Raw genomic sequence first — 24,500 nt, forward strand, 5'->3', positions numbered from 1 at the left:
ACCATGCAAGAAAGTATCAAAGCAAGTTTTACCGAGAGTATTCAGATCCAAATCGCCGCTGCTGAGGCGTTACCAGATGCGATCACTCATGCAGCGCAGGCCATGGTTACAAGCCTACTCAACGGCAATAAAATTCTTTGTTGCGGTAATGGCGGTTCTGCAGCCAATGCCCAGCAATTCGTTTCCTGCATGGTCAATCGCTTTGAAACAGAAAGACCAAGCTTACCTGCAATGGCTCTTACTGCGGATAATACAACCTTAACGGCTGTCGCAAATGATTATGACTACCAACAAATTTTTTCCAATCAGGTTAGAGCCTTTGGCCAAGCTGGTGACCTATTGTTGGCGATATCCACCAGTGGTAATAGTCAAAATATAGTTAAAGCGATGGAAGCGGCAGTAACACGCGATATGACGATCATTGCGCTAACAGGAAAGGATGGTGGCGAGATGGCCGGTTTACTTGGTGAGCATGATGTGGAAATTCGAATCCCCTCACATAGAACGGCGCGTATTCATGAAGTACATATGGTGACACTCCACTGCCTGTGTGATTTGATTGACCAAGTACTTTTCCCTGCTCACGAGGAATAACAATATGAAAAAAATGCGTTTTTTGCTGGTTCCACTCATCGCTATTCTGCTTTCTGGTTGCGCAGGTTTATTTATTGCAGGAGCAGCAACAGCGGTATATGTTGTCACTGATCCGAGAGACAGCCGCGAATTGGCAACGGATCAAAATATCTCTTTGCAAGTCGGCGCTCTTGGCAACAAAGCACCGTATCAATTTAACATCCGTATCACCGCAAATACATTTAAAGGCAAAGTGCTTCTGATGGGACAAGCAGTATCTCAAGAATTAATGAACGCTGTCGAAGCAGACGTTCGTAAAATCAAAGGGGTTAAAGTTGTCTACAATCAAATGAAAGTAAAACCTTTACTTTCCATCGGTGCGATAAGTAACGATACGTGGATAACCACTAAGGTCAAGTCAGCTATTATCGCTGACAGCGAACTAAGAGAAATAAAAATCACGGTTTACACAGAGGATACTGAAGTCTTCTTAACGGGCTCTATGTCGCCGTATCATGCTGATAAAGCCGTTGATATTGCTAGAAACATTTCAGGAGTGAGTAAGGTTGTACGAGCATTCTATTATGGTGAAGAACCTGATGCTAAAGACGTTCAGAAAGAACAGCAACAGGAGATAAAAGCGGAGGTGGTTAATGTTACCGAATCTCAGGTTGATACTGCAGTATTTGAAGAGGACGTACCTTTTATAGAACCAACCGAAGAGTAATCGGTACTAACTTGCTTACTTACTTACTTACTTAGGATAATTAGATACACCAGAGTCAAAAAAGCCGTTTCATATGAAACGGCTTTTTAATTATTTAACAACTCTCAAGCTTGGTCGCTTTTTAGGTGCAGGCGGGTCATTATCTGGTTCGTTATCCCCATCAAAAGATTCAGCTAGACCGATAATTGGTCCACTTTCATCGATCTCAAAAGGTTCGTCAACAATGCCTTCTTCGATAATTCCTGTATATGCATCTTCAGGTTCAAACATAGTACCTGCGCCATTTTCTCTGGCGTATATAGCTTGGACCGCATATAAAGGAACGATAACAGAATGAGGCTTTCCACCAAATCTAGCACTGAAGGTAACCGCTTCGTTACTCATTTCTAAATTACCAACTGCTCGTGGTGCCACATTCAATATAATCTGGCCATCTTGAACGAACTGGTCTGGTACACGCACACCCGGGAGATCCGCCTCCACGACTAAATGAGGAGTCAAATCATTATCAACCAACCACTCATAAAACGCCCTTAACATATAAGGGCGGCGAGGAGTCATATTGCTGCTATCCATATATTTCGAATCAGCCTTTACTATTGAACCAAACGCATCTCGCGTTCAGCTTCCGTTAAAGAAGCTAAAAATGAATCACGTTCAAATACACGACTCATGTATATTTTAAGCTCTTTAGAACCAGGACCAGTTAACTCGATATCGTAGGTTGGTAGACGCCACAATAATGGAGCCAAATAGCAATCAATAAGGCTAAATTCTTCACTCATGAAGTATTCGTATTCAGCAAAAACAGGTCCAAGAGTCAGTAAATCATTACGTAACTTCTGACGAGCCGATTCAGCTTGCTCAGGGCTACCAGCAACGATTTTTTTCGCTAATGAATACCAATTACGCTCAATACGGTAGATCATTAGACGGCTATTACCACGCGCCACTGGATACACAGGCATCAGCGGTGGGTGAGGAAAGCGTTCGTCTAGATATTCCATAATGATCTTCGAGTCATAAAGTGCTAACTCGCGATCAATTAGAGTTGGTACTGACTTATACGGGTTAAGCTCAATGAGTTCATTAGGCAAATTGGCATCATCAACCAATTCGACTTCAACACTTACCCCTTTTTCAGCTAAAACGATACGAACCTGATGACTATAAAGGTCAGATGCGCTTGAAAAAAGAGTCATTACAGAACGTTTATTGGCAGCTACAGCCATCGAGAACTCCAGTACACTTACAAACAGAAAAAAGAATGGAGACTATTGTCTCCATTACATGAAAATTAGCACGGTATGATAGCACAATTAGTGCACGTCGCGCCAATACTCTTTCTTAAGTAGAACCACGACAATGGTAAACAGAACAAGGAATCCCATCACCCACCAACCTAGAGCTTCACGCTCTAACTTCACTGGGTCACCTGAATATTCAAGGAAGTTTACAATATCGCGTACAGCGCTATCGTATTCACTTGTACTCATTTCACCGCTGCCATCTGTCTCGACTCCAACAACAGATGTTTTCTCGACACCATCAATGCTATGCGTCTCAACTATTGCTGTTGGGATGCCTTGAAGCTCTTCAAGTACATGTGGCATACCTACGCTTGGAAAAACAATGTTGTTCACACCAAACGGACGAGATGGGTCAGCATAAAACGAACGTAAGTAGGTATACAACCAATCCGCACCACGCACACGAGCAACAAGTGATAGGTCTGGAGGTGGAGCACCAAACCATTTAGCCGCTGAATCATCAGGAATGGCATTCTCCATTAATTGACCTATTTTCGCTTCAGGATCAAACACCATATTTTGTTTCATCAGATCCAATGGAATATCAAGATCTGTAGCAACACGTTGATAACGCTGATATTGTGTTGAGTGACACCCAAAACAGTAATTCATAAATAACTTAGCGCCATTTTGTAGAGACGCTTTATCGCTAATGTCGTTATTTGCTTTATCTAAATGAACACTGCCACCGCTCGCTAGAGCCAAAGATGGTAACAATGCAAAAAGTACTACAATCCACTTCTTCATTTGAATGTCACCCTTTCTGGTAATGGTTTCGTCGCTTCACGTTTACTGTAAATGAACAGCAATACAAAGAACATGAAATATCCTAATGAGAATAAGCGAGCCAAGAACGTATACAAATCTGTAACAGGCAACGCACCTAAGACACCAAGGGCTATAAAGCTCACCGTGAACTGAGCAATGTTAAGTAAGTGGAACTTACTACGATAGCGATATGAACGCACCTTGCAACGGTCTAACCATGGTAGCAAGAACAACACAATAATAGCGCCGCCCATTGCGACAACACCTAATAGCTTGTCAGGTACAGCACGAAGAATCGCGTAGAACGGTGTGAAATACCATACTGGGGCAATATGCTCTGGTGTTTTAAGTGGATTCGCAGCCTCAAAGTTAGGTGGCTCAAGGAAATAGCCGCCCATTTCAGGGTTAAAGAACAGCACATAACAAAACAGGAATAAGAACCCAGCAATACCAATAAAGTCTTTTACCGTTCCATAAGGATGGAATGGAATGGAATCGATAATGTCGTATTTCTTTGTGTAATATTCATGGAATTTAAATGAACTTTCGTAATCGTCGCCCATAGTTCCTTTAGGCAATTTTGTTTCGATACCATCTGGATTATTTGAACCTACTTCGTGTAGTGCTAAAAGATGCAATACAATCAAAAGAAGCAGAACAATCGGTAGTGCAACAACGTGAAGTGCAAAGAAGCGATTCAATGTTACCCCAGAGATCACATAATCACCGCGAATCCACAATGTTAAATCATCACCTATAACGGGTATTGCACCAAATAGGGAAATAATGACCTGCGCTCCCCAATAAGACATTTGCCCCCAAGGAAGTAGGTATCCCATAAAGGCTTCTGCCATCAGCACGAGGAAGATTAACATACCGAAGATCCACACTAATTCACGCGGCTTTTGGTATGAACCATAAATAAGCCCGCGGAACATATGCAGATAAATAACAATAAAGAACGCTGAGGCACCAGTAGAGTGCATATAACGCAACAGCCATCCGTAGTCGACATCACGCATGATATATTCTACAGAAGCGAACGCACCATCACCTGATGGTTCGTAGCTCATTGTTAACCATATACCGGTAACAAGTTGATTAACCAGCACGAGCATGGCTAATGAACCAAATAAGTACCAGAAGTTAAAGTTTTTAGGCATCGGATATTCTGACAAATGCTTTTTATACGCATTTATTGAAGGCAGACGCTTTTCAAACCATTCAGCTAATCCTTGCATTAGGCTTCTCCCTCTTCATCAACACCGATAATAATTCTGGTATCCGTCAAATACATATGCTTCGGAATAACCAAATTATAGGGTGCAGGTACACCTTGGAATACTCGTCCAGCCATATCGAACTTAGAGCCGTGACATGGGCAGAAAAATCCAGAACTCACCCCTTGAACTTGCTCACTAAAACTGTCAGGTAAATAGGTTGGTGAACAACCAAGGTGGGTACATATTCCAACCGCTATGAAATACTCGGGCTTAATTGAGCGATACTCATTCTGAGCATAAGAAGGTTGTTGCTCTTCATTTGAAGAAGGATCACTAAGTTGACTGTCAGCATCTTTCAATGCAGACACAACAGATTCAGCTCGACGAACGACCCAAACAGGTTTACCACGCCATTCTACGCGGACCATTTGGCCTTCTTCGAGTTTACTTATGTCGACTTCAACGGGCGCACCCGCTGCTTTCGCTTTTTCACTTGGGTTCCAAGATTTAATAAAAGGAACAGCTACGGCTGCAGCTCCCAAACCACCAACAACAGCTGTTGTTGCAGTTAAGAAGCGCCTACGTCCACTGTTTAAAGGCGCATTGCTCATATCCAGCATATCTCCCATTTGCCCAACTTTATCATTATGCTTTGAGTAGGGCATGGCTAACAGAAATTAAAATTATTGTATTTATAACGGTGCATGATAAGTAAATTTACACCTTTTGTTAACATTTATAACAAAAATTCGCTCATTGGTTCACAAAAAACTGAATAGATTCAAGATCTAGCTATGAATTAATATCACGTTAGTGTTTTGTCTCACAGTTGTTGTATTTAACCTGAGCTTTCAATAGTGGGTATTATTCCCCTAAATGAATCAAAGCTAACACTTCAATGCCGAATGCTTTGTCATTATCACGGCACATTTATAAAGTTATCGGGAGCTATCACAAACAAACTTAACGCCGAGAAGAATGATAAGTGCGTGATTCTATCTTTCGTTAAGGTTATTGAATTGAACTTTGAATAATGGACCAATGACGTCTTAAACGAATATTTAATACGAAATAACTGAATTTTTGATACAAAAAAGCTCGGTATAAAACCGAGCTTTTGGTGCCACAATCCGGCCGAAGCCTGAACGTAATATCCCGAAGGAAGATTAACGCTTTGAGAACTGTGGGCGACGACGTGCTTTACGTAGACCGACTTTCTTACGCTCAACTTTACGTGCATCACGAGTAACATAACCCGCAGCGCGTAGAGTAGGACGTAATGTTTCATCGAGCTCCATAAGAGCACGAGTAATGCCGTGACGGATCGCGCCAGCTTGACCAGAAATACCACCACCTTTAACAGTGATGTAAAGATCCAGTTTTTCTAACATATCAACTAACTCAAGTGGTTGACGAACAACCATACGAGAAGTTTCACGACCAAAGTAAACATCAAGGCTACGCTTGTTGATTACGATGTTACCACTGCCTGGTTTAATGAAAACGCGAGCAGCTGAGCTTTTGCGACGACCAGTGCCGTAGTATTGATTCTCTGCCATTGTCATAATCCCCGATTAGATGTCTAATACTGTTGGTTGTTGAGCAATATGGTTATGCTCAGTACCAGCGTAAACTTTTAGCTTACGGTACATAGCACGGCCAAGAGGACCACGTGGCAACATACCTTTAACAGCAAGTTCAAGAACCATCTCTGGTTTCTTATCAATCAATTTTTCGAAAGTAATTGATTTTAGACCACCAGGGAACTCAGAGTGACGGTAATACACTTTACCTTTAGCTTTGTTACCAGTTACGGCAACTTTCTCAGCATTGATAACGATGATGTAATCACCAGTATCTACGTGAGGTGTGTATTCAGCTTTATGCTTGCCACGAAGGCGAGACGCAATTTCACTTGCAAGACGACCAAGAGTTTTACCTTCAGCGTCTACAACATACCAGTCACGTTTTACTGTAGCTGGTTTAGCAACGAAAGTTTTCATGCTAATAATAACCCGTTAATTAAATATTACACACAAGGAGTAGTTATACTCCCACTGTCTAAGAGCCCATATCATCACCCCTTCGAGTGTTGGCACTCTCGGCCATATTTTGGAAAAAATAGACCTGCAGTAACGGTGGGTCGCAGGATTATAGAGAAGTGTGAGGAAAAAATCATCTTTTTTGTGACTAAACATCAAAAAAAGCACAGAACAATCTTAACAGCCTTTTAAGCTAAATGTTCTTTGGCCAAATAATCATGGCTTTGCATCTCAACTAAACGAGATAAACAACGTCTAAATTCGAACGCCAGTTGGCCTGAAGAGTAGAGATTATCCATATCTACCTCAGCAGAGATTATCAGTTTGACGTTTCTTTCATAAAACTCATCCACTAACGCAATAAATCGTCTCGCGGCATCATCAAGTTGAGCATTCATTGGAACCATACCGGACAACAACACGGTGTGATAAATACGTGACATCTCAATATAATCATTCTGGCTTCGACTTGTCTGACACAACTGCTCAAACGTAACGAAAAGCACACCATCACAAGCTCGTCTGACCGGGATATTCCTATGATTAATTTCAATTTCAAAAAGGGTATTTTTGCAGTCGGTCGTCAACTGCCCATAATATCTATTCAGATTATTTTCAGCCACATCATCAAGAGGATAATGGTAGATTTCCGCCTGCTCTAAGGTTCTTAATCGATAATCCACACCACTATCGACGTTCACAATTTGACAATGTTTTTCAATCAAATCAATTGCAGGTAGGAAGCGAGCTCGTTGCAATCCATTTCGGTACAAATCTTGAGGTGGGATATTTGAGGTCGCCACTAAAACAATCCCTCTTTTAAACAACGCCTGAAATAGTGTACCTAAAATCATCGCATCAGTAATATCTGAAACAAAAAACTCGTCGAAACAGATAATATCGGTGTCAGATTTAAATATGTCCGCAACCTTCTCAAGTGGATCCGAAGTTTCAGATAGATTTTTCATCTCATCGTGGACACGTAGCATAAAACGATGAAAATGCACCCTCATTATTCTAGAGTCTGACATTGTCTCGCAAAAAGTATCCATCAGATAGGTCTTTCCTCGACCTACGCCTCCCCACATATAAATACCTTGCGGCAGTATTGGCGGCTCGTTCTTTTTTCCGATTAAACGTTGCAGTCTGCTCAATTGCGGTTTTGGGCTTCCCAAGTAATCTTTATAAAGATGAAAAAGTTGGTCAAGCTGTTGTACTGCGTTGCTTTGCGCAGAATCTTTTTGAAAACCGAACTCATCAATATCCTTTCTATACTTCTCTATTGGCGTCATCTACTTCGCTACCTAAAACTATTACTTGTTATACAAAACGCTAATCTATTACGTATCTTCTTTATCCAATCGCATACTCATAGTAACATGAGAAATAAGCGTGCGTAATTCGTATGTAAACAATATGTTATCCCCGACTATTTAGAAAGGAGCTGTTATGCCTTGGATTTACGGACTTGTAGGCCTTCTCGTAGGGGCGATTTTGGGTATTGTCATTTCGCGAATCAAAACCCCTCAGTACAAAAAACATCAACAAATGAAAAAGGAACTCGCGACAACCAAGTTCGAACTGGAGCAACAACGACAGGAACTGACTGACCATTTTTCACAAACGGCGGAACTACTTGATGTATTAGGAAAAGATTACACCAAGCTGTATCAGCATATGGCGAATACATCTTCGGAATTGCTGGCTAATGTACCAGAGCAAGACCAACCTTTTGCCAATAAGCTCACTCAAACTGTATCGAACTCAGAACAAGAGACCAATATACAACCTAAAGATTACGCTAAGGGTGCAACGGGATTACTGACACCAGAGAAGAAAGAAATAATTGAGGCCCCAGAAGCCGTCAAAGCGTCTAATTAAACGTCGTCTAATCTTCACGGTAATTTTATTTCGTGTTTAATTTGAACTAGAGTCAAGTTTTTGAGTCATAAACTCCATAACAATAAAGAGGAGTAAACGATGAAAAAATCTATGCTTGCCTTAAGTGTATTGGCTCTAAGTTTAAACACTGTCATCACCCCAGCACCTGCTTTTGCAGCACTTCCCCTCAGTGTAGGGAATGAACAATTACCGAGTCTTGCTCCAATGTTAGAACATGTTACTCCGGCCGTTGTTAGTATTGCTGTAGAGGGAAAACAGACGTCGAAACAGCAACTACCGGAATCCTTTCGGTTTTTCTTCGGCCCCGATTTCCCGTCAGAGCAACTTCAAGAGCGTCCGTTTAGAGGATTAGGTTCAGGTGTCATTGTTGACGCGAAAAAAGGTTATATCGTTACCAATTACCATGTCATTAATGGCGCTGACGAAATTAAAGTCAAACTGCATGACGGTAGAGAGTATGACGCCGAACTTGTCGGTGGTGACCAGATGTCCGATATCGCACTGCTAAAACTAGAATCAACCAAAAACCTCACGCAGATCAAGGTTGCCGATTCAGATAAACTTCGAGTTGGTGATTTTAGTGTCGCGATAGGTAACCCGTTTGGCCTCGGTCAAACCGTTACATCAGGTATCGTATCGGCTCTTGGCAGAAGCGGATTGAACATTGAAAATTTCGAAAACTTCATTCAGACCGACGCCGCAATTAACAGCGGTAATTCTGGTGGTGCATTGGTTAACCTACGTGGCGAGCTTATCGGTATCAATACGGCAATTTTGGGTCCTAATGGTGGCAATATAGGTATCGGCTTTGCGATTCCTTCCAATATGGTTATTAATCTCACTGATCAAATTTTAGAGTTTGGAGAGGTTAAACGCGGCATGTTGGGCGTTCAAGGTGGGGAAGTAACGTCAGAGTTAGCTGAAGCACTGGGTTATGAGGCGAGCAAAGGCGCATTTATTAGCCAGGTCGTTCCGGATAGTGCCGCCGACAAAGCGGGTTTAGAAGCCGGAGATATCATTGTCAAAATCAATGGCAAAGAAATTAAAACCTTTAGTGGGCTTAGGGCGAAGGTTGCTACGCTTGGGGCAGGAAAAGAGATTACCCTTAGTGTTATTCGCGACGGTAAAGAGAAAAAATTCGACGTAACGCTCGGAGAAGCCTCTGATAGCAAAACCAAGGCAGAAACTTTACACGACGGTCTTAAAGGTGCTGAACTTGCTAACACAACGGCAGATGACACGGTTGAAGGCATAAAAGTAAGTTCGGTTGAGAAAGGGTCTTCTGCAGAGGCGTTCCAACTTCAACTTGGTGATATCATCGTCGGTGTAAACCGTCAACGAGTGCACAACCTTGGTGAATTAAGAACCGTATTAGAGAAAAAACCAAACGTACTCGCACTCAACGTTCAACGTGGCGATCGTACCATATACTTAGTCGTTCGATAACGAAGTACGCTTCGTCAATCCTAGTGGGAAGGTTGCTTTGTAATCTTCCCTTTCTTTTACAAACACCTATCTGTATCCTTATCTTTTACGAGTTATCGTACCTATACTTAAATATCGTGGTTTTGCTTTTACAGCATTAGGGGATACATGCTGAATTTTTTGTTACGTTCTGTTGGTTTAGGCTTAGTAACTGCGTTGATTGTTTTACTCGCCGTACCCTCGTTAAGATCGAATATTATTCCAGAAAACATTGTTGATAACGTTGGGGCTTTTCAAGAGCTTCGAGTCTCATTCAGTGATGCAGTTCTCAGAGCGGCACCTGCTGTCGTCAATATCTATAGCCGAAAATACACGGCGGAAGATCGCTCTACATTAAAAACTCAAGGCCTTGGGTCGGGCGTTATTGTTAGCGACAAAGGCTACATCATTACTAACTTTCACGTGATAGCAAAAGCCGATCAGATTATCGTCGCACTGCAAGATGGCCGAATAGCGAACGCGCAACTTGTTGGCAAAGACCGTCGTACCGATATCGCCATATTGCGTATTGAAATGACAGAGTTACCAACGATACCGCTTAATTCAGATTATGACGCTCATGTGGGTGATATTGTATTGGCGATAGGTAACCCTTATAATCTGGGTCAAACTACCACCTTCGGTATTATCTCAGCGACTGGTCGTTCTTCTATCAGCGCCGATGGCAGACAAGCCTTCATTCAAACCGATGCAGCAATCAACCAAGGTAATTCTGGTGGTGCTTTGGTTAATACCTATGGTGAGTTGGTTGGTATTAATACCGCATCGTTCCAACAGGCAACCGACCTGGAAACCTACGGAATCTCCTTTGCAATCCCTTACGCCTTGGCAGATCGCATCATGCAAAAAATTATTGCTGATGGACGAGTTATTCGAGGTTACATCGGTGCTGATGGCCAGGATGTTAATACGATGACATCACGGTTATTAGGTGGCGATTACGTTGGAGCTATTATAATCTTGGGCATCGCACCCGGAGGTCCCGCGGCAGATGCGGGTTTACTGAAGAACGATGTTCTTCTTAGTATCAATGAACAAACCATCCATGGCCGTCAAAGTGTAATGGACATCGTGGCCGATCTTCGACCAGGAACCACCGTTAATGTGACCATCCTTAGAGATGGCAAAACGCTCTCTGTTCCGATTATAGTTGGCGAGTCAACCGACCCAGAATAACGGTGTAATACCTATGCGTCGGTCATCGTTCTCTTCACGAAAAGACACCAACAAAAAGCCCAACTCATCGAGTTGGGCTTTTTTAATTTTCATCTGTCGACTAAGGGTTATTCTTCAGGGTTAGCTGTTTCTATTGTTGGCCCTATTTCAATTTCGATATTGGTCACCCGTTGAAGGCCTCTTGGCAACAAATTCCCTCTGCGTCCCCTTTCCCCTTTGAAGTTTTCAAGATCGGCAGGTTTCAGACCCAATTTACGTTTCCCAGCATGAAGCGTCACTTTTGCCCCCTTAGGTAAAGCGATTAAATGAGACACAATCTCTTCTCGTACTTTCGCTTTCGCCGCAGGAATATTGATTATCTTGTTACCTTTACCTTTGCCCAACTGAGGTAGGTCTTTGATAGGGAAGATCAACATTCTACCTTGGTTGGTTATTGCTAATATGTCATCTTCATCAAGGTTGTTCACGGGTTTCGGCGTCAACACCTCAGAATTCGTCGGTAGACTAACCAATGCCTTACCACTGCGATTCTTAGAAAGCAGATCGGCGCCTTTACAAACAAAGCCATACCCAGCATCGGAACCAACGAGCCAAAGCTGTTCGTTTTCGCCCATAATAACCTGACGGATAGATGTTCCTTCGGCGACATTTAAACGCCCTGTAATTGGTTCACCTTGACTTCTAGCCGATGGTAACGAATGTGATTCCAACGAATAACTACGACCATCTGAGCCTAAAAACACCGCCTGTTGACTACTCTTACCGCATGCTTGTGCAAGATAACTATCGCCCGATTTATAGTTCAAATTCGCGGCATCAACGTCATGGCCTTTCGCATGTCGTATCCAACCTTTGTCGGATAGCACCACAGTAATAGGCTCGCTCGGTACAAGATCTCTTTCTGTTAATGCTTTCGCTTCAGCACGCTCGATCAATGGAGAGCGTCTGTCATCGCCATATTTTTCTGCATCCGCTTGAATCTCTTTTTTAAGCAGTGTGTTCATACGTCGTTCAGAACCGAGTAACAGTTGTAACTTGTCGCGCTCTTTTTCTAGTTCGGATTGTTCACCACGTATCTTCATCTCTTCTAGCTTAGCGAGATTACGAAGTTTTATATCTAAAATAGCGTCGGCTTGAATATCCGTGATGGAAAAACGTTCCATCAAGACCACTTTAGGGTGGTCTTCAGTACGAATTATATCTATCACTTCATCAAGGTTTAGATAGGCAACCAACAAACCTTCTAGGATGTGCAGTCGAGCAAGAATTTTGTCCAAACGATACTGCAATCTGCGACGCACTGTTAAACGACGGAACTCTATCCATTCAGACAGTATCTGCACTAACCCTTTAACTTGTGGACGATTGTCTAAACCAATCATGTTCAAGTTTACCCGGAAGTTTTTTTCTAGATCTGTTGAGGCGAAAAGATGATTCATCAGTTGATCACAATCAACTCGATTTGAGCGAGGTACAATGACGATTCGTGTCGGATTTTCATGGTCAGACTCATCTCTGAGATCATCCACCATTGGCAATTTTTTGGCTCGCATTTGAGCTGCTATTTGTTCCAACAGTTTGGAACCAGAAACTTGATGAGGTAACGCTGTAATGACGATATCGGAAGCTTCTTTATGCCAAACCGCGCGCATCTTAATGCTCCCACGGCCTGTCTTATATATTTTTTGAATATCGCTACTAGGAGAGATGATTTCCGCTTCTGTCGGGTAATCAGGTCCTTTTACGTAATCCATTATTTCTGGTAATTCAGCTTTTGGGTTTTCTAATATGTGTATAGCCGCATTGGCTACTTCACGAACGTTATGAGGCGGAATATCTGTCGCCATTCCCACCGCAATACCGGTGATACCATTAAGCAAAATATGTGGTAATCGAGCAGGCAGCATTAATGGTTCTTTCATTGTGCCATCAAAGTTTGGCTGCCACTCCACGGTACCTTGACCTAGCTCACCTAATAAAACTTCTGCGAATTTAGATAATTTTGACTCAGTATAACGCATCGCCGCAAAGGATTTTGGATCATCTGGTGCCCCCCAGTTACCCTGCCCATCAACTAATGGATATCGGTAAGTAAAGGGTTGCGCCATCAATACCATCGCTTCGTAACACGCTGAGTCCCCGTGAGGGTGGTACTTACCGAGTACGTCACCTACAGTACGAGCTGATTTTTTATATTTGGCGGAAGCAGATAGCCCTAACTCGGACATAGCAAAAATAATACGTCTTTGAACCGGTTTTAATCCATCACCAATATAAGGCAATGCTCGATCCATAATCACGTACATAGAATAATTCAGATACGCATCTTCCGTAAACTTGCGCATCGGCATTTGCTCAATACCTTCATAGGTTATTTCATTGGACATCTTTCTAAACCTCTGCTAAATCGCCGTTGCTTTGCAACCAAGTACGGCGGTCATCCGCTCTCTTTTTACCTAGTAACATGTCTAACATTTCGTTGGTAAGTTCATCATCATCAATGGTAAGTTGCACCAAACGACGAGTATTCGGATCCATTGTAGTTTCACGAAGTTGCAGTGGGTTCATCTCACCCAGACCTTTAAATCGTTGCACGTTTATCTTCGCTTTTTTCTTACTTAATCGTTCTAAAATGCCCTCTTTTTCTTGCTCATCGAGTGCGTAGAAAACCTCTTTGCCACAGTCAATTCGAAACAGTGGAGGCATGGCAACATAAACGTGGCCATGAGCAACCAAGGATCTAAAATGACGAGTAAATAGGGCACAAAGCAACGTTGCAATGTGAAGTCCATCGGAATCCGCATCAGCTAAGATACAAACCTTGCCATAGCGCAACGTTTCAAGGCTATCCGTATCCGGGTCTATACCCAACGCTACGGAAATATCGTGAACCTCTTGAGACGCTAAAACCTGATCTGCTGAGACTTCCCACGTATTCAATATTTTACCTCTAAGCGGCATGATAGCTTGGAACTCACGATCTCTCGCCTGTTTTGCTGAACCACCAGCTGAGTCCCCTTCCACAAAAAATATCTCAGTACGACTTAAATCTTGTACAGAACAATCGGTAAGTTTGCCCGGCAACGCAGGGCCTGAAGCCACCTTCTTACGTACCACTTTTTTGCTGGCACGCATACGTCGATGCGCATTCGAGATGCACATTTCAGCCATTAATTCAGCCAATTGAGGGCGCTCATTGAGCCATAGACTAAAGGAGTCTTTAACCACACCAGAAACAAAAGCCGCACATTGACGAGACGACAAACGCTCTTTTGTTTGCCCTGCAAACTGAGGGTCTTGCATTTTGATTGACAACACATATGAACAGCGGTCAAAAACATCATCACCGGTTAACTTTACACCACGTGGAAGCAGGTTACGGAATTCACAAAATTCACGCATTGCATCCAACAACCCTTGGCGTAATCCGTTTACATGAGTACCACCAAGAGGCGTCGGTATCAGGTTCACATAACTTTCTGTGATGAGGTCGCCGCCTTCAGGTTGCCAGATCAAGGCCCAACTCGCCCCCTCTGTTTCTGCTTTAAATTCACCCGTGAGTGGTGATTCAGGTAGTAAGGTATAACCTTTGACACCTTCAACAAGATAGTCTTTAAGACCATCTTCATACAGCCATTGATGTACCTTTCCGCTAATTTTATCTGTAAATTCAATCTCTAATCCGGGACAAAGCACAGCCTTCGCACGAAGATTATTGATAAGTCGAGTAGCAGAAAAATTACCTGAATCAAAATATTTTGGTTCAGGCCAAAAATGCACGCTAGTACCACTATTTCGGCGACCACACGTCCCAGTAACCGCTAGATCAGACACCTTATCACCATGTTCGAAGGCAATCTCATACACCTGACCATCACGCCGAACGGTAACATCCACTCGCTTAGAGAGTGCATTAACAACCGAGATACCAACACCGTGTAAACCACCGGAGAATTGATAACTTTTGTTAGAAAACTTACCACCTGCGTGAAGCTTACAAAATATCAACTCTACGCCAGATATTTTCTCTTCGGGGTGAATGTCCACAGGCATGCCTCGCCCATCATCAATAACTTCTAATGATTGGTCAGCATGAAGAATAACTTGCACTTTGGATGCATGGCCAGCCAGTGCCTCATCGACACTATTATCGATAACTTCCTGACCTAAGTGGTTAGGGCGCACGGTATCTGTATACATCCCTGGTCGGCGACGTACCGGCTCTAGGCCATTAAGAACTTCAATGGCCCCAGCATTATATTGTTCAGTCATAATACGGAAATAGTCTTATAAGTTTAGGGGTACTTTGTCGTGAAAACACCACGTTTTGAATTCAATTCGTAACATACCGCTACTAACGGTGTTTTAGATATAAAAACGTTGGGTTCACGCAGAGTAAATACAAGGGAACATAGTCTGGAACAAGGGCTCCGTTGTCAAGCGCATTGCTCACGGGTTAGAAATTTTATGACATTTCCCGCATGAATATAGGTAATTAGAGCTCTAAAAATGCAATTATTTGTTCTGGATATCGGTCAAAGCCAACGAAACTATGATCGCCACCTTTTTCTACTGTTTGCTTGGAACCAGAAAATTTCTCTACAGCCTGACGAAAATCTAAAACTTCATCATCTTCTTGTTGAAGTAACCAAAATTGTTCTGGTTTCGCGAGTGTCAACACATCTAATTCTCTTAGTTGCTCAACATGTTTATCTTGCAGTACATACGTCTCGTTTGTATACGGGTTAGTCTGTTCGCCTAAATAGTCTTGCAATAGTTCATAAGGTCTTACCGCAGGGTTTACAACAACAGCGGGAAAACCATAAAGACTATTCAACCAAGTGGACATATACCCACCAAGAGAGCTGCCAACCAAACCAATGCGGTAATCGTCTTTGTATCGTCTAATGAGTTCTAACAACAGCTGTTTAGCTTGCTCCGGAAAACAAGGCATTTGAGGCGTAACAACGTTTATATCTGGTCGATTAATCTCGCAATACTGTTTTATAATATTTGCTTTCAGCGATTGAGGGGAACTATTAAAACCATGGATATATAGCAATAATGAAGGTTTCATCAATATCCTCCTGCACTGAAATCTGGAATAAACTGACCATTTCGCAGCCGTCCAACATTCGTTTCTAACGAGCCATCGTCGAACAACTCTAATGTTCTCCACCCTGGTGTAAGGCTATCCAGTAAAAAATCTTTAGAATTTGGTTTGAACTGTACACAGGTTGAAGGCGTCGTCATCACTCGAACACCAGATACTAACTGATTAAAATCTTGATGTACGTGTCCGCCCAATATCGCTTTGACATTACTATGTTTAGACACAACTGCCCATAACATATCTGCATCATGTAGCGAATGTTGATCTAACCACTCACTACCGACAAAAACAGGGTGATGGTGGATCAGTACTACCGTATGCAAATGTGCATTATTGGCCAGTTTCTCGTCTAGATACTTGAGCTGTAAATCGGAGAGTCGACCATGAGGAACACCTTCAACTTGGCTATCAAGCAAAACAACTTGCCAATGCTCACCAGCAAGCACATGAGTATCGGCATGAACTTGAGCGGAAGGAATAATACTGTCCATGCTCAACTTATAATCGTGATTACCAGGCAACCAAAAGCAAGGCTTACCTAGATAAGTAATACCTTGTTCGAACCGTTGATATGAACGAATTGAATGATCCTGAGAAATGTCGCCTGTCACCAGTACCGCGTCAAACTCAATATCTTGCGTCTTTATTTCCTCAATAACCGCATGAAAACTGTCAAGAGTATTCACACCTAACAAACACCCGTCTGCTTCAGAAAACAGATGGGTATCAGTAACCTGCAAAAATTTCATGCTGTTATTTAAGGTTGCTGATATCTTCAAAATAGTAAACCTAACTTCTTTCCTTTGAATTAAACTTTATTCTTGTTAATTTTTTATGATTATGAATTAAAACGCTTTTTATTGCCTCTATTTCGTGTGCAAAACCGCGACAAACTTGACACTAAAAAAGAGGAACGCGGCTTATGCCATGTTTTAAACAAAAAGATAGCCAGTCACTTAAAAATTGATTTAACTGAAACTTCTCATCTTTTTGCATCATTTTTAAATTTGGGTAATCATAACGAGCTTGCACTCTAGAAATCTGTTCACTTGCACACACTTCCGCAACTCTAGCATCGTGATATAGCCTCACTGTCATCTTCGGCAATGGAAAAATGGGTTGTTGATCACACTGGCTAACATCAATCAAGGTAGTGTACTTGGTTAATTCAATGACTTCTAACTGGTAGATCATCTGAGCTACTTGATAGGATCGCACATCACCGACACTCGGTTGATTTGGCAACAGAGCGTTCAACTTAGCATAATTTGTTTCGTAAACTCTCATCAACCCAGCTAAGTCTACGTGATAAGGTTTCCCTGAAATTACGGTAGCCATTCGGTTCTAAGTTTCTCGTGATTAAGTTCTAGCCACTGTAAGGCAACGATCGAGGCACCATTTTCAATTTTGCCTTCGGCTATTAATGCATAGGCATCACTTCGGTTCATGACCAATGCCCGGATATCTTCATTCTCGTATTCAAGACCATATACACCTCCAGCTCCCAGAGAACTTACCTGACCGACAAATACATCCAGCTTTTCCGAGCATCCACCAGCGGAAGGGTAATAGCTGGCAACCGAGGCAATATTTTTCACCTCTAACCCTGCCTCCTCCATCGCTTCGCGACGAACAAGTTCTTCTGTCTCTTCATCTGCATCCATTATCCCAGCAACAATTTCTAATTGCCATGGGCTTTCATGCTCCAATGCACCGACTCGAATCTGTTCAATGAGTACAACTTCATCTCTAATAGGATCATAAGGCAACATAGCAGCAGCATGACCGCGCTCAAATAATTCGCGTTCAACGGGCTGACTCCAACCACCATCAAACAACTTGTGCTTAAATGTATACTTAACCATTTGAAAAAAACCTTGAAATAAGGTTTCTTTAGAAATGATTTTTACATCTTTAGAAGTAAATTGTGGCTTCATAGAGTAGTCGGTTCCATAAATTCATTATGCACAGTTATTTAATCATAGAGTAACTTTAGTGCCAATGATATGACTCAACTTTTTTAGTAAAGTTTAAATAGTTTTTGAATTTGTCAGAATTTTATTGCACGAGCGTGTAATAAGTTGTAAAAAAGCATAAAGATTAGAACAAAATACCTTCAACATAGGTTAAACTCTTGAAGAATCGATCCTTAATTAAGGCAGGAACAAACAAAATGAAAAAGCTGCTTCCTTTATTTATCAGTGCTGCGCTAGGTACTACTTCTACCATCGCTCTTGCTGATGATCTTGCTGAAATCTATAATTTAGCAAAAGACAACGACCCGACACTGCGACGCTCAGCGGCCCAACGTGATGCTGCATTTGAAGCAATCACTTCGAGTCGTGCTACCCTTTTGCCTCAAATCAATTTGACTGCTAGCTACGATATTGCACGTAGTGACTACGACGGTGCTGAAAATAACATATTGGCTGCGGGTATTAATTTTTCGCAAGAGCTTTATCAACGCTCAAGCTGGATCACTCTCGATACGGCAGAAAAATCGGCCAGACAAGCGGATGCTGCCTATGCGGCTCAACAACAAAACTTAATTCTACGTGTCTCTACAGCGTACTTTGAAGTACTTCGAGCTCAAGATAGCCTAGAGTTTGTTCGCGCCGAAAAAGCAGCGGTCGCAAGACAATTAGAGCAAACGAAGCAACGTTTCGAAGTTGGACTATCTGCTATTACTGACGTCCATGACGCTCAAGCAGAATATGATACTGTGCTAGCAAACGAAGTCGTCAGCGAAAATGACCTTGTTAATAGCTATGAAGCACTTCGTGAAATAACAGGTCGTGAGCACACCGATCTTAAGGTTCTCGACACCAAAACGTTCTCGGCTAGTGAAACCCAAGAGTCAGCTCAGCAACTTATGGAACTAGCACAGACTAAAAACTTGACGCTATTAACCGCAAGAATATCGCAAGATATCGCCCGTGATTCCATCTCATTGGCCAGCTCTGGTCACCTCCCATCATTAACATTAGATGGTGGCTATGGATATACAGATAAAAGCGAAAGCACTTTTGATTATGATGCCAATACTTTCAATGTTGGCCTGAATCTTTCTGTACCTCTTTACACCGGTGGTGACATTACATCTCAGGTTAAACAGGCTGAGTTTAACTATGTAGCCGCAAGTGAAGATTTGGAAGCGACGTATCGCAGCATCGTCACTACCGTTCGTAGTTCAAACAACAATATCAATGCAACAATTGGGACTATCCGTGCATATGAGCAATCGGTAGTGTCGGCTAAATCCGCCCTAGAAGCGACAGAGGCTGGATTCGATGTAGGTACACGTACCATTGTTGATGTATTAGATTCTACTCGTCGTCTTTATGATGCAAACCGTAACTTGTCTGATGCTCGATATAACTACATCATCAGCGTTCTAAATTTACGTGATGCTACTGGTACACTGAGTGAACAAGAGATCCTAGACATCAATACCGGTCTTAAAGCACCAGAAGTCGCTAAAAAATAAAGCTATTTGGTGGTTAAATGACATAAAAGAGGTTGGTCATGCCAACCTCTTTTTTATTTAAACAAACCATTTGTCCCATTGTTGTCTTACGCAGTCACGCTCTTCAATGAAGCGGCTCTCATCCACATCTGCATCTTGGTTAAGTAAATTTCTGTGGTGAATTTCATCTCTAAGGGTTGTATAGGCTCTGTTCAGTGCTAACGCTTCTTGCTCTTCAATAATACCTTGGCTTGCTAATGACTCGAAAATTCTTACATTATCAGACCAACGAGTTAACGTAGGGTATTCGTTGCTGTAAGAGAGAACCAAATACTGAGCGAGAAATTCGATATCGGTGATCCCCCCTTTATCTTGTTTAAGCATAAATCGTCCCGCTTTCTTTCCACCTAAGTGCCCTCGCATCTTCACTCGCATCTCTGCAACATCTTGCTTTAGCTTTGCCTTATTTCTTTCATTAGAGAGCACGTTATGTCGTATCTCATTGAAAGCAAGTGCTAAAGGTTTGTCCCCATAGATCAGCCGTGTTCGGACAAGCGCCTGATGTTCCCAAGTCCATGCCTCTGTTTGTTGATACTCTTCGAATGCGTCAGTGGGGCTAGCCAAAAGCCCAGATGCGCCAGAAGGTCTCAAACGAGTATCCACTTCATACAAAATTCCGGAAGCCGTTCGAGTCGAAAAGATATGGACGATTCTCTGAGCCAATCGTAAATAAAATTGCCTTCCGTCAATCTCTTTCTTGCCGTCTGTATAAACATTTACAGGGCAGTCATGCATAAAAACGATATCGAGATCGGAGTTATATCCTAACTCCCAGCCACCCACTTTCCCATAACCGACAACAGCAAAGCCTTTGCCCTCTCTTTCTTTTAGATGGGTAGGTTCTCCATATTTTTCAGATAGTTGTAACCATGCTTGGTTAATAACTGCTTCTACGATGGCTTCAGCAAGGGAAGTCAAATGATCACTTACTTTCATCACCGGCAGTACATCGGCAATGTCGGCAGCGGCAATTCTTAGGCTGCAAATCTGCTTAAACTGTCGCAGCGCTTCCATCTGCTGCTCCATGTCGTCTTCTGGAATACGAGCTAAGTAATCTCGTAACTCCGTCCTATAAGATTCTAACGGTACTGGATTATACAGTTGGTTTGGGTCTAATAGTTCATCGAGCAGGATAGGGTATCGACTGAGTTGCTCCGAGATCATAGGACTTGCCGTACAAAGGCGTACTAGTTGGGTAAGAGCGGCAGGGTGCTCATCAAGAAGCTCTAGATAGGTTGTACGAGTCACAATCTTATGCAAAATATGCAGAACCCTAGACAGGCCAAATTCGACATCTTTATGCGCAAATATGGATTGAAAGACCTTAGGCATCAACTTATTTAAGACTTCTCGACCTCTTGGTCCAAGCGTTTTTTTTGCTAAATCATTCTTAAATTGGATGATCACTTGGCCTTCTTTCAGTGGGTTCTCTCTTGAAAGATCTTGTGCTAGAACGTGCTCAATCACTTCTTCGTTATGTGCCATATCCCAAAGCTCAGAGAAGTGTTTTTTCACCGCGGTACTTTCTTCTTCCTCATCACCAATTAATAACTCAAATATACGATGAACGGATTGCATATGAGTCTGCGTCTCTTGCAATAGTTCTTGCCAGGTTTCTTTGCCCATGGCCCATGCTAATTTCAATTGATCAGATTCGTTCTCAGGCAAGGTTTGAGTTTGCTTGTCTGCCATCGCTTGTAGCAGGTTCTCTTGCTTTCGCAAAAAACGATACGAAGCTTCTAGTTGAGCAACTTCCGCCACATCTAACAGATTAAGTCTCTTAATTGCCGTTAAGGTTTCTAATAACCCACGCCCTCTTAAGCTGGGCTCTCTACCACCACGAACCAATTGAAATACTTGTGCGATAAACTCAATTTCACGTATACCACCGGCGCCCAATTTAATATTATTCGCTAAGCCTCTGCGCCTGACTTCGCTGGATATCATTGACTTCATTCGTCGAAGCGATTGTATGGCACTAAAATCGATATAGCGTCTGAATACAAAAGGCCTTAGCATCTGTCGCAACTCTTGATATTCCGGGTACATTTCGCTTCCCATGACCCGGGCTTTTATCATGGCATAACGTTCCCAATCTCGTCCCTGCTCTTGGTAATAATCTTCGATGGCAGCATAGCTCATCACTAAAGGGCCACTTTCACCAAATGGTCGTAACCGCATATCGACTCGATAACAGAAGCCGTCAAAGGTTTGTTGATCTAATGCTTTAATGATCCGCTGGCCGAGCCGAGTAAAAAACTGGGCGTTGGCGATACTTCTGCGTACCCCTTGTGTCTCTCCGTTTTCAGGATAAGTGAAAATAAGATCGATATCCGATGAGAAATTCAGTTCACCACCACCAAGCTTACCCATGCCGATTATCAGCATAGGTTGAGGTTCGTCATCCGCGTTGCAGGGCGTTCCCCATTCCGCGCTACAGAGCTGATATTGCCAGCGATAGGTCTCAAAAATCATCGCTTCAGCCAACATAGATAGATGACCGAGACTTTGGTCAAGGCTCCAGCTATTGGTAAAATCTCGCCACGCAATGTAGACCATCTCTCTTCGTCTAAATTGGCGCAATACCTTAAGCCCAGCATTCTCATCGTTGCAGCTATCTAGCAGCGTAGTCAACCGTTCCCGATAGGTATGACACCGTTCATTTCCAGATAACATTTCAGGTAGCGTTCGCACCAATTCATCGTCTTGAGCAAGAGATTCAGAAACAAACTTACTGAGCAATAAGACACGCTTTAGTTCGACTTTAAGGGGCTTTGACCATGCCTCTATACGTCTTTGAGAGTCATCATTAAGTTGAGAATAGGCGGATTGATAATCCAAAAGAAAGCTATCGGGCAGTTGCATCTGACATCCTTGTTCATTTCCATGTTTTTATTGAGACCCTAACCTGAACGGTTCAGATTCACTATACTCTAGCAATAAAAAAGACCTGCTAAAACTGAGCAGGCCTTATATACGTAAGTTACGTGATCTCTGAGGTAACTATATTTGGAAGGATTTGATTTTTCCGTCCAATTCTTCTGCATTACCTTGCATCTCTTCCGACATTTCCAATAGTTCAGAAACCACCACGACCGAGGCTTCAACCAATCCTCTAACATTTGTTAGGTTTTGGTTCATTTCGTCTGCAACACTGCTCTGTTGACCTGCTGCTGTCGCAATATGTACGTTCATATCGTTAATGCTAGTGACTTGATCAACGATACCACTAAGCTCATCTCCGGCACTTCTTACTAATTCAGCGCCATCTGCCGCTTCAACAACACTCTTTTCCATCATATTAACGGCGGAACTTGCACTATTTTGTAGCTGAGTGATCATCTCTTGTATTTCAACTGTCGCCTTTTGCGTGCTCTGTGCAAGGTTACGTACCTCGTCTGCAACTACCGCAAAACCACGACCTGCGTCACCTGCTCTAGCTGCTTCTATCGCCGCATTTAGCGCCAGCAAATTAGTCTGTTCAGAGATGTTTTGAATCGTACCTACCACACTGCTTATTGAGTCAACTCTGACTTCAACTTGATTCACTGCTTCTGCTGACTGGCTGATATCTTTTGATAACTCTCTCATTTTACTGACGCTATCGAGGACAAACTGCTGACCAGTTTGAGCTTGAACCAACGCTTTTTCCGTTACTGAAGAGGCACTCTGCGCATGTTCTGCAACCGTTTGAACCGTTGCACTCATTTCATTCATTGCCGTCGCGAGTTGGTCTATTTCACCAAACTCCTCTTGTGATGAATCCTTTGTTTCTGACATGCTGATGGTCATCACTTCGGTCATGCTAGACAGCTCTTGAGACGTTTCAACCTGAGCTTTTATGACATCTTGAAGCTGCACTCTGGTTTTTTCAAGCTCTCTCGCTAAATCGCCATATTCATCTTTACAATCTAATTCAATTGGCGTTAAAAGGTCTTTTCCTGCCATACCTTTAATTGCTTCTGCAATATAAGTCGTTTGACGCAACATTACATTGGCCGCGCCAAGTAATATGCCGACAAAAACAATAATCATGATCAATGTTTGCCAGATAACCTGTTTTATATAGGCATCATAATGCTTTTGTGACACATCTGAACTTTGTGATACCACAACAACCCAATTGGCATTGGACAGTTTAATCGCATGTTCAAACCTTTCCCCACCCATTAATTCAATATCTTGGCTTTTAGATAATTGAGAGAGCAGTTGCTTTACCGCATTCCCATCATTCGTGGTCGACGTCATCGAATTTAGAGAAGAGAAATCAGGATGGCCAATAACCTTGCCGCTATCCCTATCTAAAACATAAGTAAAATGTTTTTTACTGCTGCGATTTGACATCGCCTTAATCGCCGATTCAGCCGCTTGCGTATCCGAATTGTTGGATAAGATAATATCAATAAGGCTTGCTTCAGAATTCGCTTCAATTGCAATCTGTTCTACCTGAATAGAAGTAGAGGAGTCGTAGAATGTTCGAGCATCCCATAATTGCTTAGAAATAATTAAAACCGTGCTAAAAACCATCAGCATACACAGTTTGGGAACTAACCGTATATCGGTTATCACCCTTTCCCATGGTTTAATTGTGATACTTGCCATTCCTAATTCTCCACGTATTCTGGTACTACTTAACTCGTTAGTTAAATAATAAA

At 42.4% G+C, this 24,500-nt stretch carries 22 protein-coding genes; 6 read left to right on the top strand and 16 right to left on the bottom strand.

From position 1 onward, the window contains the following. The first annotated feature begins 3 nt into the window (after positions 1 to 3). Positions 4 to 594 (top strand): phosphoheptose isomerase, encoded by a 591-nt coding sequence (locus L3V77_RS14665; protein ID WP_195704314.1) that lies wholly within the window; start codon positions 4 to 6, stop codon positions 592 to 594. 4 nt (positions 595 to 598) lie between these two features. Next, complete coding sequence (locus L3V77_RS14670; protein WP_275134791.1) at positions 599 to 1,300, top strand: BON domain-containing protein; 702 nt, start codon at positions 599 to 601, stop codon at positions 1,298 to 1,300. A 90-nt stretch (positions 1,301 to 1,390) separates the two neighbouring features. On the opposite strand, the gene sspB is transcribed toward L3V77_RS14670, so the two are convergent. The 8 genes from sspB to zapE all read right to left on the bottom strand — a co-directional run bounded on the left by sspB (position 1,391) and on the right by zapE (position 7,935). Next, positions 1,391 to 1,861, bottom strand: coding sequence for a ClpXP protease specificity-enhancing factor (sspB, locus tag L3V77_RS14675; RefSeq protein ID WP_275134792.1), 471 nt, complete (start codon positions 1,859 to 1,861; stop codon positions 1,391 to 1,393). A 35-nt stretch (positions 1,862 to 1,896) separates the two neighbouring features. Then, positions 1,897 to 2,532 carry a stringent starvation protein SspA gene (gene sspA, locus L3V77_RS14680; protein WP_275134793.1) on the bottom strand — a complete coding sequence of 212 codons (636 nt, stop codon included), beginning with the start codon at positions 2,530 to 2,532 and terminating at the stop codon, positions 1,897 to 1,899. 87 nt (positions 2,533 to 2,619) lie between these two features. Then, a complete protein-coding gene (locus L3V77_RS14685; protein WP_275134794.1) occupies positions 2,620 to 3,357 on the bottom strand; it encodes a cytochrome c1 in 738 nt (245 codons plus the stop codon). Next, entirely contained in the window at positions 3,354 to 4,619 is a 1,266-nt protein-coding gene (locus L3V77_RS14690; RefSeq protein ID WP_275134795.1) for a cytochrome bc complex cytochrome b subunit, read from the bottom strand. Before L3V77_RS14690 ends, L3V77_RS14685 begins: the two co-directional genes overlap by 4 nt. Then, positions 4,619 to 5,212, bottom strand: a complete 594-nt coding sequence (gene petA, locus L3V77_RS14695; protein ID WP_195705127.1) for a ubiquinol-cytochrome c reductase iron-sulfur subunit — start codon at positions 5,210 to 5,212, stop codon at positions 4,619 to 4,621. Before petA ends, L3V77_RS14690 begins: the two co-directional genes overlap by 1 nt. A gap of 555 nt (positions 5,213 to 5,767) precedes the next feature. After that, entirely contained in the window at positions 5,768 to 6,160 is a 393-nt protein-coding gene (gene rpsI / locus L3V77_RS14700; protein WP_195704320.1) for a 30S ribosomal protein S9, read from the bottom strand. 15 nt (positions 6,161 to 6,175) lie between these two features. Further along, positions 6,176 to 6,604: a 50S ribosomal protein L13 gene (gene rplM, locus L3V77_RS14705; protein ID WP_195704321.1), complete on the bottom strand. Its 429-nt coding sequence runs from the start codon at positions 6,602 to 6,604 to the stop codon at positions 6,176 to 6,178. 227 nt (positions 6,605 to 6,831) lie between these two features. Further along, complete coding sequence (gene zapE / locus L3V77_RS14710) at positions 6,832 to 7,935, bottom strand: cell division protein ZapE (protein WP_275134796.1); 1,104 nt, start codon at positions 7,933 to 7,935, stop codon at positions 6,832 to 6,834. 157 nt (positions 7,936 to 8,092) lie between these two features. Between zapE and zapG the strand changes: the two genes are divergently transcribed. The 3 genes from zapG (at position 8,093) to degS (ending at position 11,206) form a co-directional block, all read left to right on the top strand. Next, entirely contained in the window at positions 8,093 to 8,524 is a 432-nt protein-coding gene (gene zapG / locus L3V77_RS14715; RefSeq protein WP_275134797.1) for a Z-ring associated protein ZapG, read from the top strand. A gap of 99 nt (positions 8,525 to 8,623) precedes the next feature. Continuing rightward, positions 8,624 to 9,991, top strand: coding sequence for a DegQ family serine endoprotease (locus L3V77_RS14720; protein WP_275134798.1), 1,368 nt, complete (start codon positions 8,624 to 8,626; stop codon positions 9,989 to 9,991). 147 nt (positions 9,992 to 10,138) lie between these two features. Beyond that, complete coding sequence (gene degS / locus L3V77_RS14725) at positions 10,139 to 11,206, top strand: outer membrane-stress sensor serine endopeptidase DegS (protein ID WP_275134799.1); 1,068 nt, start codon at positions 10,139 to 10,141, stop codon at positions 11,204 to 11,206. A gap of 107 nt (positions 11,207 to 11,313) precedes the next feature. On the opposite strand, the gene parC is transcribed toward degS, so the two are convergent. The 6 genes from parC to nudF form a co-directional block, all read right to left on the bottom strand. Then, positions 11,314 to 13,593, bottom strand: a complete 2,280-nt coding sequence (parC, locus tag L3V77_RS14730) for a DNA topoisomerase IV subunit A (protein ID WP_275134800.1) — start codon at positions 13,591 to 13,593, stop codon at positions 11,314 to 11,316. 4 nt (positions 13,594 to 13,597) lie between these two features. After that, entirely contained in the window at positions 13,598 to 15,478 is a 1,881-nt protein-coding gene (parE, locus tag L3V77_RS14735) for a DNA topoisomerase IV subunit B (RefSeq protein ID WP_275134801.1), read from the bottom strand. Positions 15,479 to 15,701: 223 nt separating this feature from the next. Further along, positions 15,702 to 16,286, bottom strand: a complete 585-nt coding sequence (gene yqiA, locus L3V77_RS14740) for an esterase YqiA (RefSeq protein WP_275134802.1) — start codon at positions 16,284 to 16,286, stop codon at positions 15,702 to 15,704. Next, positions 16,283 to 17,098 carry a 3',5'-cyclic-AMP phosphodiesterase gene (gene cpdA / locus L3V77_RS14745; protein ID WP_275134803.1) on the bottom strand — a complete coding sequence of 272 codons (816 nt, stop codon included), beginning with the start codon at positions 17,096 to 17,098 and terminating at the stop codon, positions 16,283 to 16,285. The genes yqiA and cpdA overlap by 4 nt, the downstream gene beginning before the upstream one ends. Positions 17,099 to 17,219: 121 nt before the next feature. Continuing rightward, positions 17,220 to 17,657, bottom strand: a complete 438-nt coding sequence (locus L3V77_RS14750) for a DUF1249 family protein (protein WP_195704331.1) — start codon at positions 17,655 to 17,657, stop codon at positions 17,220 to 17,222. After that, entirely contained in the window at positions 17,645 to 18,256 is a 612-nt protein-coding gene (gene nudF, locus L3V77_RS14755) for an ADP-ribose diphosphatase (protein WP_275134804.1), read from the bottom strand. Before nudF ends, L3V77_RS14750 begins: the two co-directional genes overlap by 13 nt. Positions 18,257 to 18,492: 236 nt before the next feature. On the opposite strand from nudF, the gene tolC reads away from it, so the two are divergent. Continuing rightward, positions 18,493 to 19,806, top strand: a complete 1,314-nt coding sequence (gene tolC, locus L3V77_RS14760; RefSeq protein WP_275134805.1) for an outer membrane channel protein TolC — start codon at positions 18,493 to 18,495, stop codon at positions 19,804 to 19,806. A gap of 57 nt (positions 19,807 to 19,863) precedes the next feature. Here the strand turns inward: tolC and glnE are convergent, their stop codons facing one another. After that, positions 19,864 to 22,710 carry a bifunctional [glutamate--ammonia ligase]-adenylyl-L-tyrosine phosphorylase/[glutamate--ammonia-ligase] adenylyltransferase gene (gene glnE / locus L3V77_RS14765; protein WP_275134806.1) on the bottom strand — a complete coding sequence of 949 codons (2,847 nt, stop codon included), beginning with the start codon at positions 22,708 to 22,710 and terminating at the stop codon, positions 19,864 to 19,866. A gap of 138 nt (positions 22,711 to 22,848) precedes the next feature. After that, positions 22,849 to 24,447 (bottom strand): methyl-accepting chemotaxis protein, encoded by a 1,599-nt coding sequence (locus L3V77_RS14770; RefSeq protein ID WP_275134807.1) that lies wholly within the window; start codon positions 24,445 to 24,447, stop codon positions 22,849 to 22,851. Positions 24,448 to 24,500 lie beyond the last annotated feature (53 nt).

Source organism: Vibrio sp. DW001, assembly GCF_029016285.1.
Taxonomy (GTDB): Bacteria; Pseudomonadota; Gammaproteobacteria; order Enterobacterales; family Vibrionaceae; genus Vibrio.

Excerpts from the sequence above, each read along its gene's own strand:
- rpsI (WP_195704320.1), bottom strand. The coding sequence starts at position 6,160 with ATGGCAGAGAATCAATACTACGGCACTGGTCGTCGCAAAAGCTCAGCT.
- glnE (WP_275134806.1), bottom strand. The coding sequence starts at position 22,710 with ATGCAACTGCCCGATAGCTTTCTTTTGGATTATCAATCCGCCTATTCT.
- parC (WP_275134800.1), bottom strand. The coding sequence starts at position 13,593 with ATGTCCAATGAAATAACCTATGAAGGTATTGAGCAAATGCCGATGCGC.
- L3V77_RS14690 (WP_275134795.1), bottom strand. The coding sequence starts at position 4,619 with ATGCAAGGATTAGCTGAATGGTTTGAAAAGCGTCTGCCTTCAATAAAT.
- nudF (WP_275134804.1), bottom strand. The coding sequence starts at position 18,256 with ATGAAGCCACAATTTACTTCTAAAGATGTAAAAATCATTTCTAAAGAA.
- petA (WP_195705127.1), bottom strand. The coding sequence starts at position 5,212 with ATGAGCAATGCGCCTTTAAACAGTGGACGTAGGCGCTTCTTAACTGCA.
- degS (WP_275134799.1), top strand. The coding sequence starts at position 10,139 with ATGCTGAATTTTTTGTTACGTTCTGTTGGTTTAGGCTTAGTAACTGCG.
- zapE (WP_275134796.1), bottom strand. The coding sequence starts at position 7,935 with ATGACGCCAATAGAGAAGTATAGAAAGGATATTGATGAGTTCGGTTTT.
- parE (WP_275134801.1), bottom strand. The coding sequence starts at position 15,478 with ATGACTGAACAATATAATGCTGGGGCCATTGAAGTTCTTAATGGCCTA.
- L3V77_RS14670 (WP_275134791.1), top strand. The coding sequence starts at position 599 with ATGAAAAAAATGCGTTTTTTGCTGGTTCCACTCATCGCTATTCTGCTT.
- rplM (WP_195704321.1), bottom strand. The coding sequence starts at position 6,604 with ATGAAAACTTTCGTTGCTAAACCAGCTACAGTAAAACGTGACTGGTAT.
- tolC (WP_275134805.1), top strand. The coding sequence starts at position 18,493 with ATGAAAAAGCTGCTTCCTTTATTTATCAGTGCTGCGCTAGGTACTACT.
- L3V77_RS14720 (WP_275134798.1), top strand. The coding sequence starts at position 8,624 with ATGAAAAAATCTATGCTTGCCTTAAGTGTATTGGCTCTAAGTTTAAAC.
- L3V77_RS14665 (WP_195704314.1), top strand. The coding sequence starts at position 4 with ATGCAAGAAAGTATCAAAGCAAGTTTTACCGAGAGTATTCAGATCCAA.
- zapG (WP_275134797.1), top strand. The coding sequence starts at position 8,093 with ATGCCTTGGATTTACGGACTTGTAGGCCTTCTCGTAGGGGCGATTTTG.
- sspB (WP_275134792.1), bottom strand. The coding sequence starts at position 1,861 with ATGACTCCTCGCCGCCCTTATATGTTAAGGGCGTTTTATGAGTGGTTG.
- sspA (WP_275134793.1), bottom strand. The coding sequence starts at position 2,532 with ATGGCTGTAGCTGCCAATAAACGTTCTGTAATGACTCTTTTTTCAAGC.
- L3V77_RS14685 (WP_275134794.1), bottom strand. The coding sequence starts at position 3,357 with ATGAAGAAGTGGATTGTAGTACTTTTTGCATTGTTACCATCTTTGGCT.
- L3V77_RS14750 (WP_195704331.1), bottom strand. The coding sequence starts at position 17,657 with ATGGCTACCGTAATTTCAGGGAAACCTTATCACGTAGACTTAGCTGGG.
- L3V77_RS14770 (WP_275134807.1), bottom strand. The coding sequence starts at position 24,447 with ATGGCAAGTATCACAATTAAACCATGGGAAAGGGTGATAACCGATATA.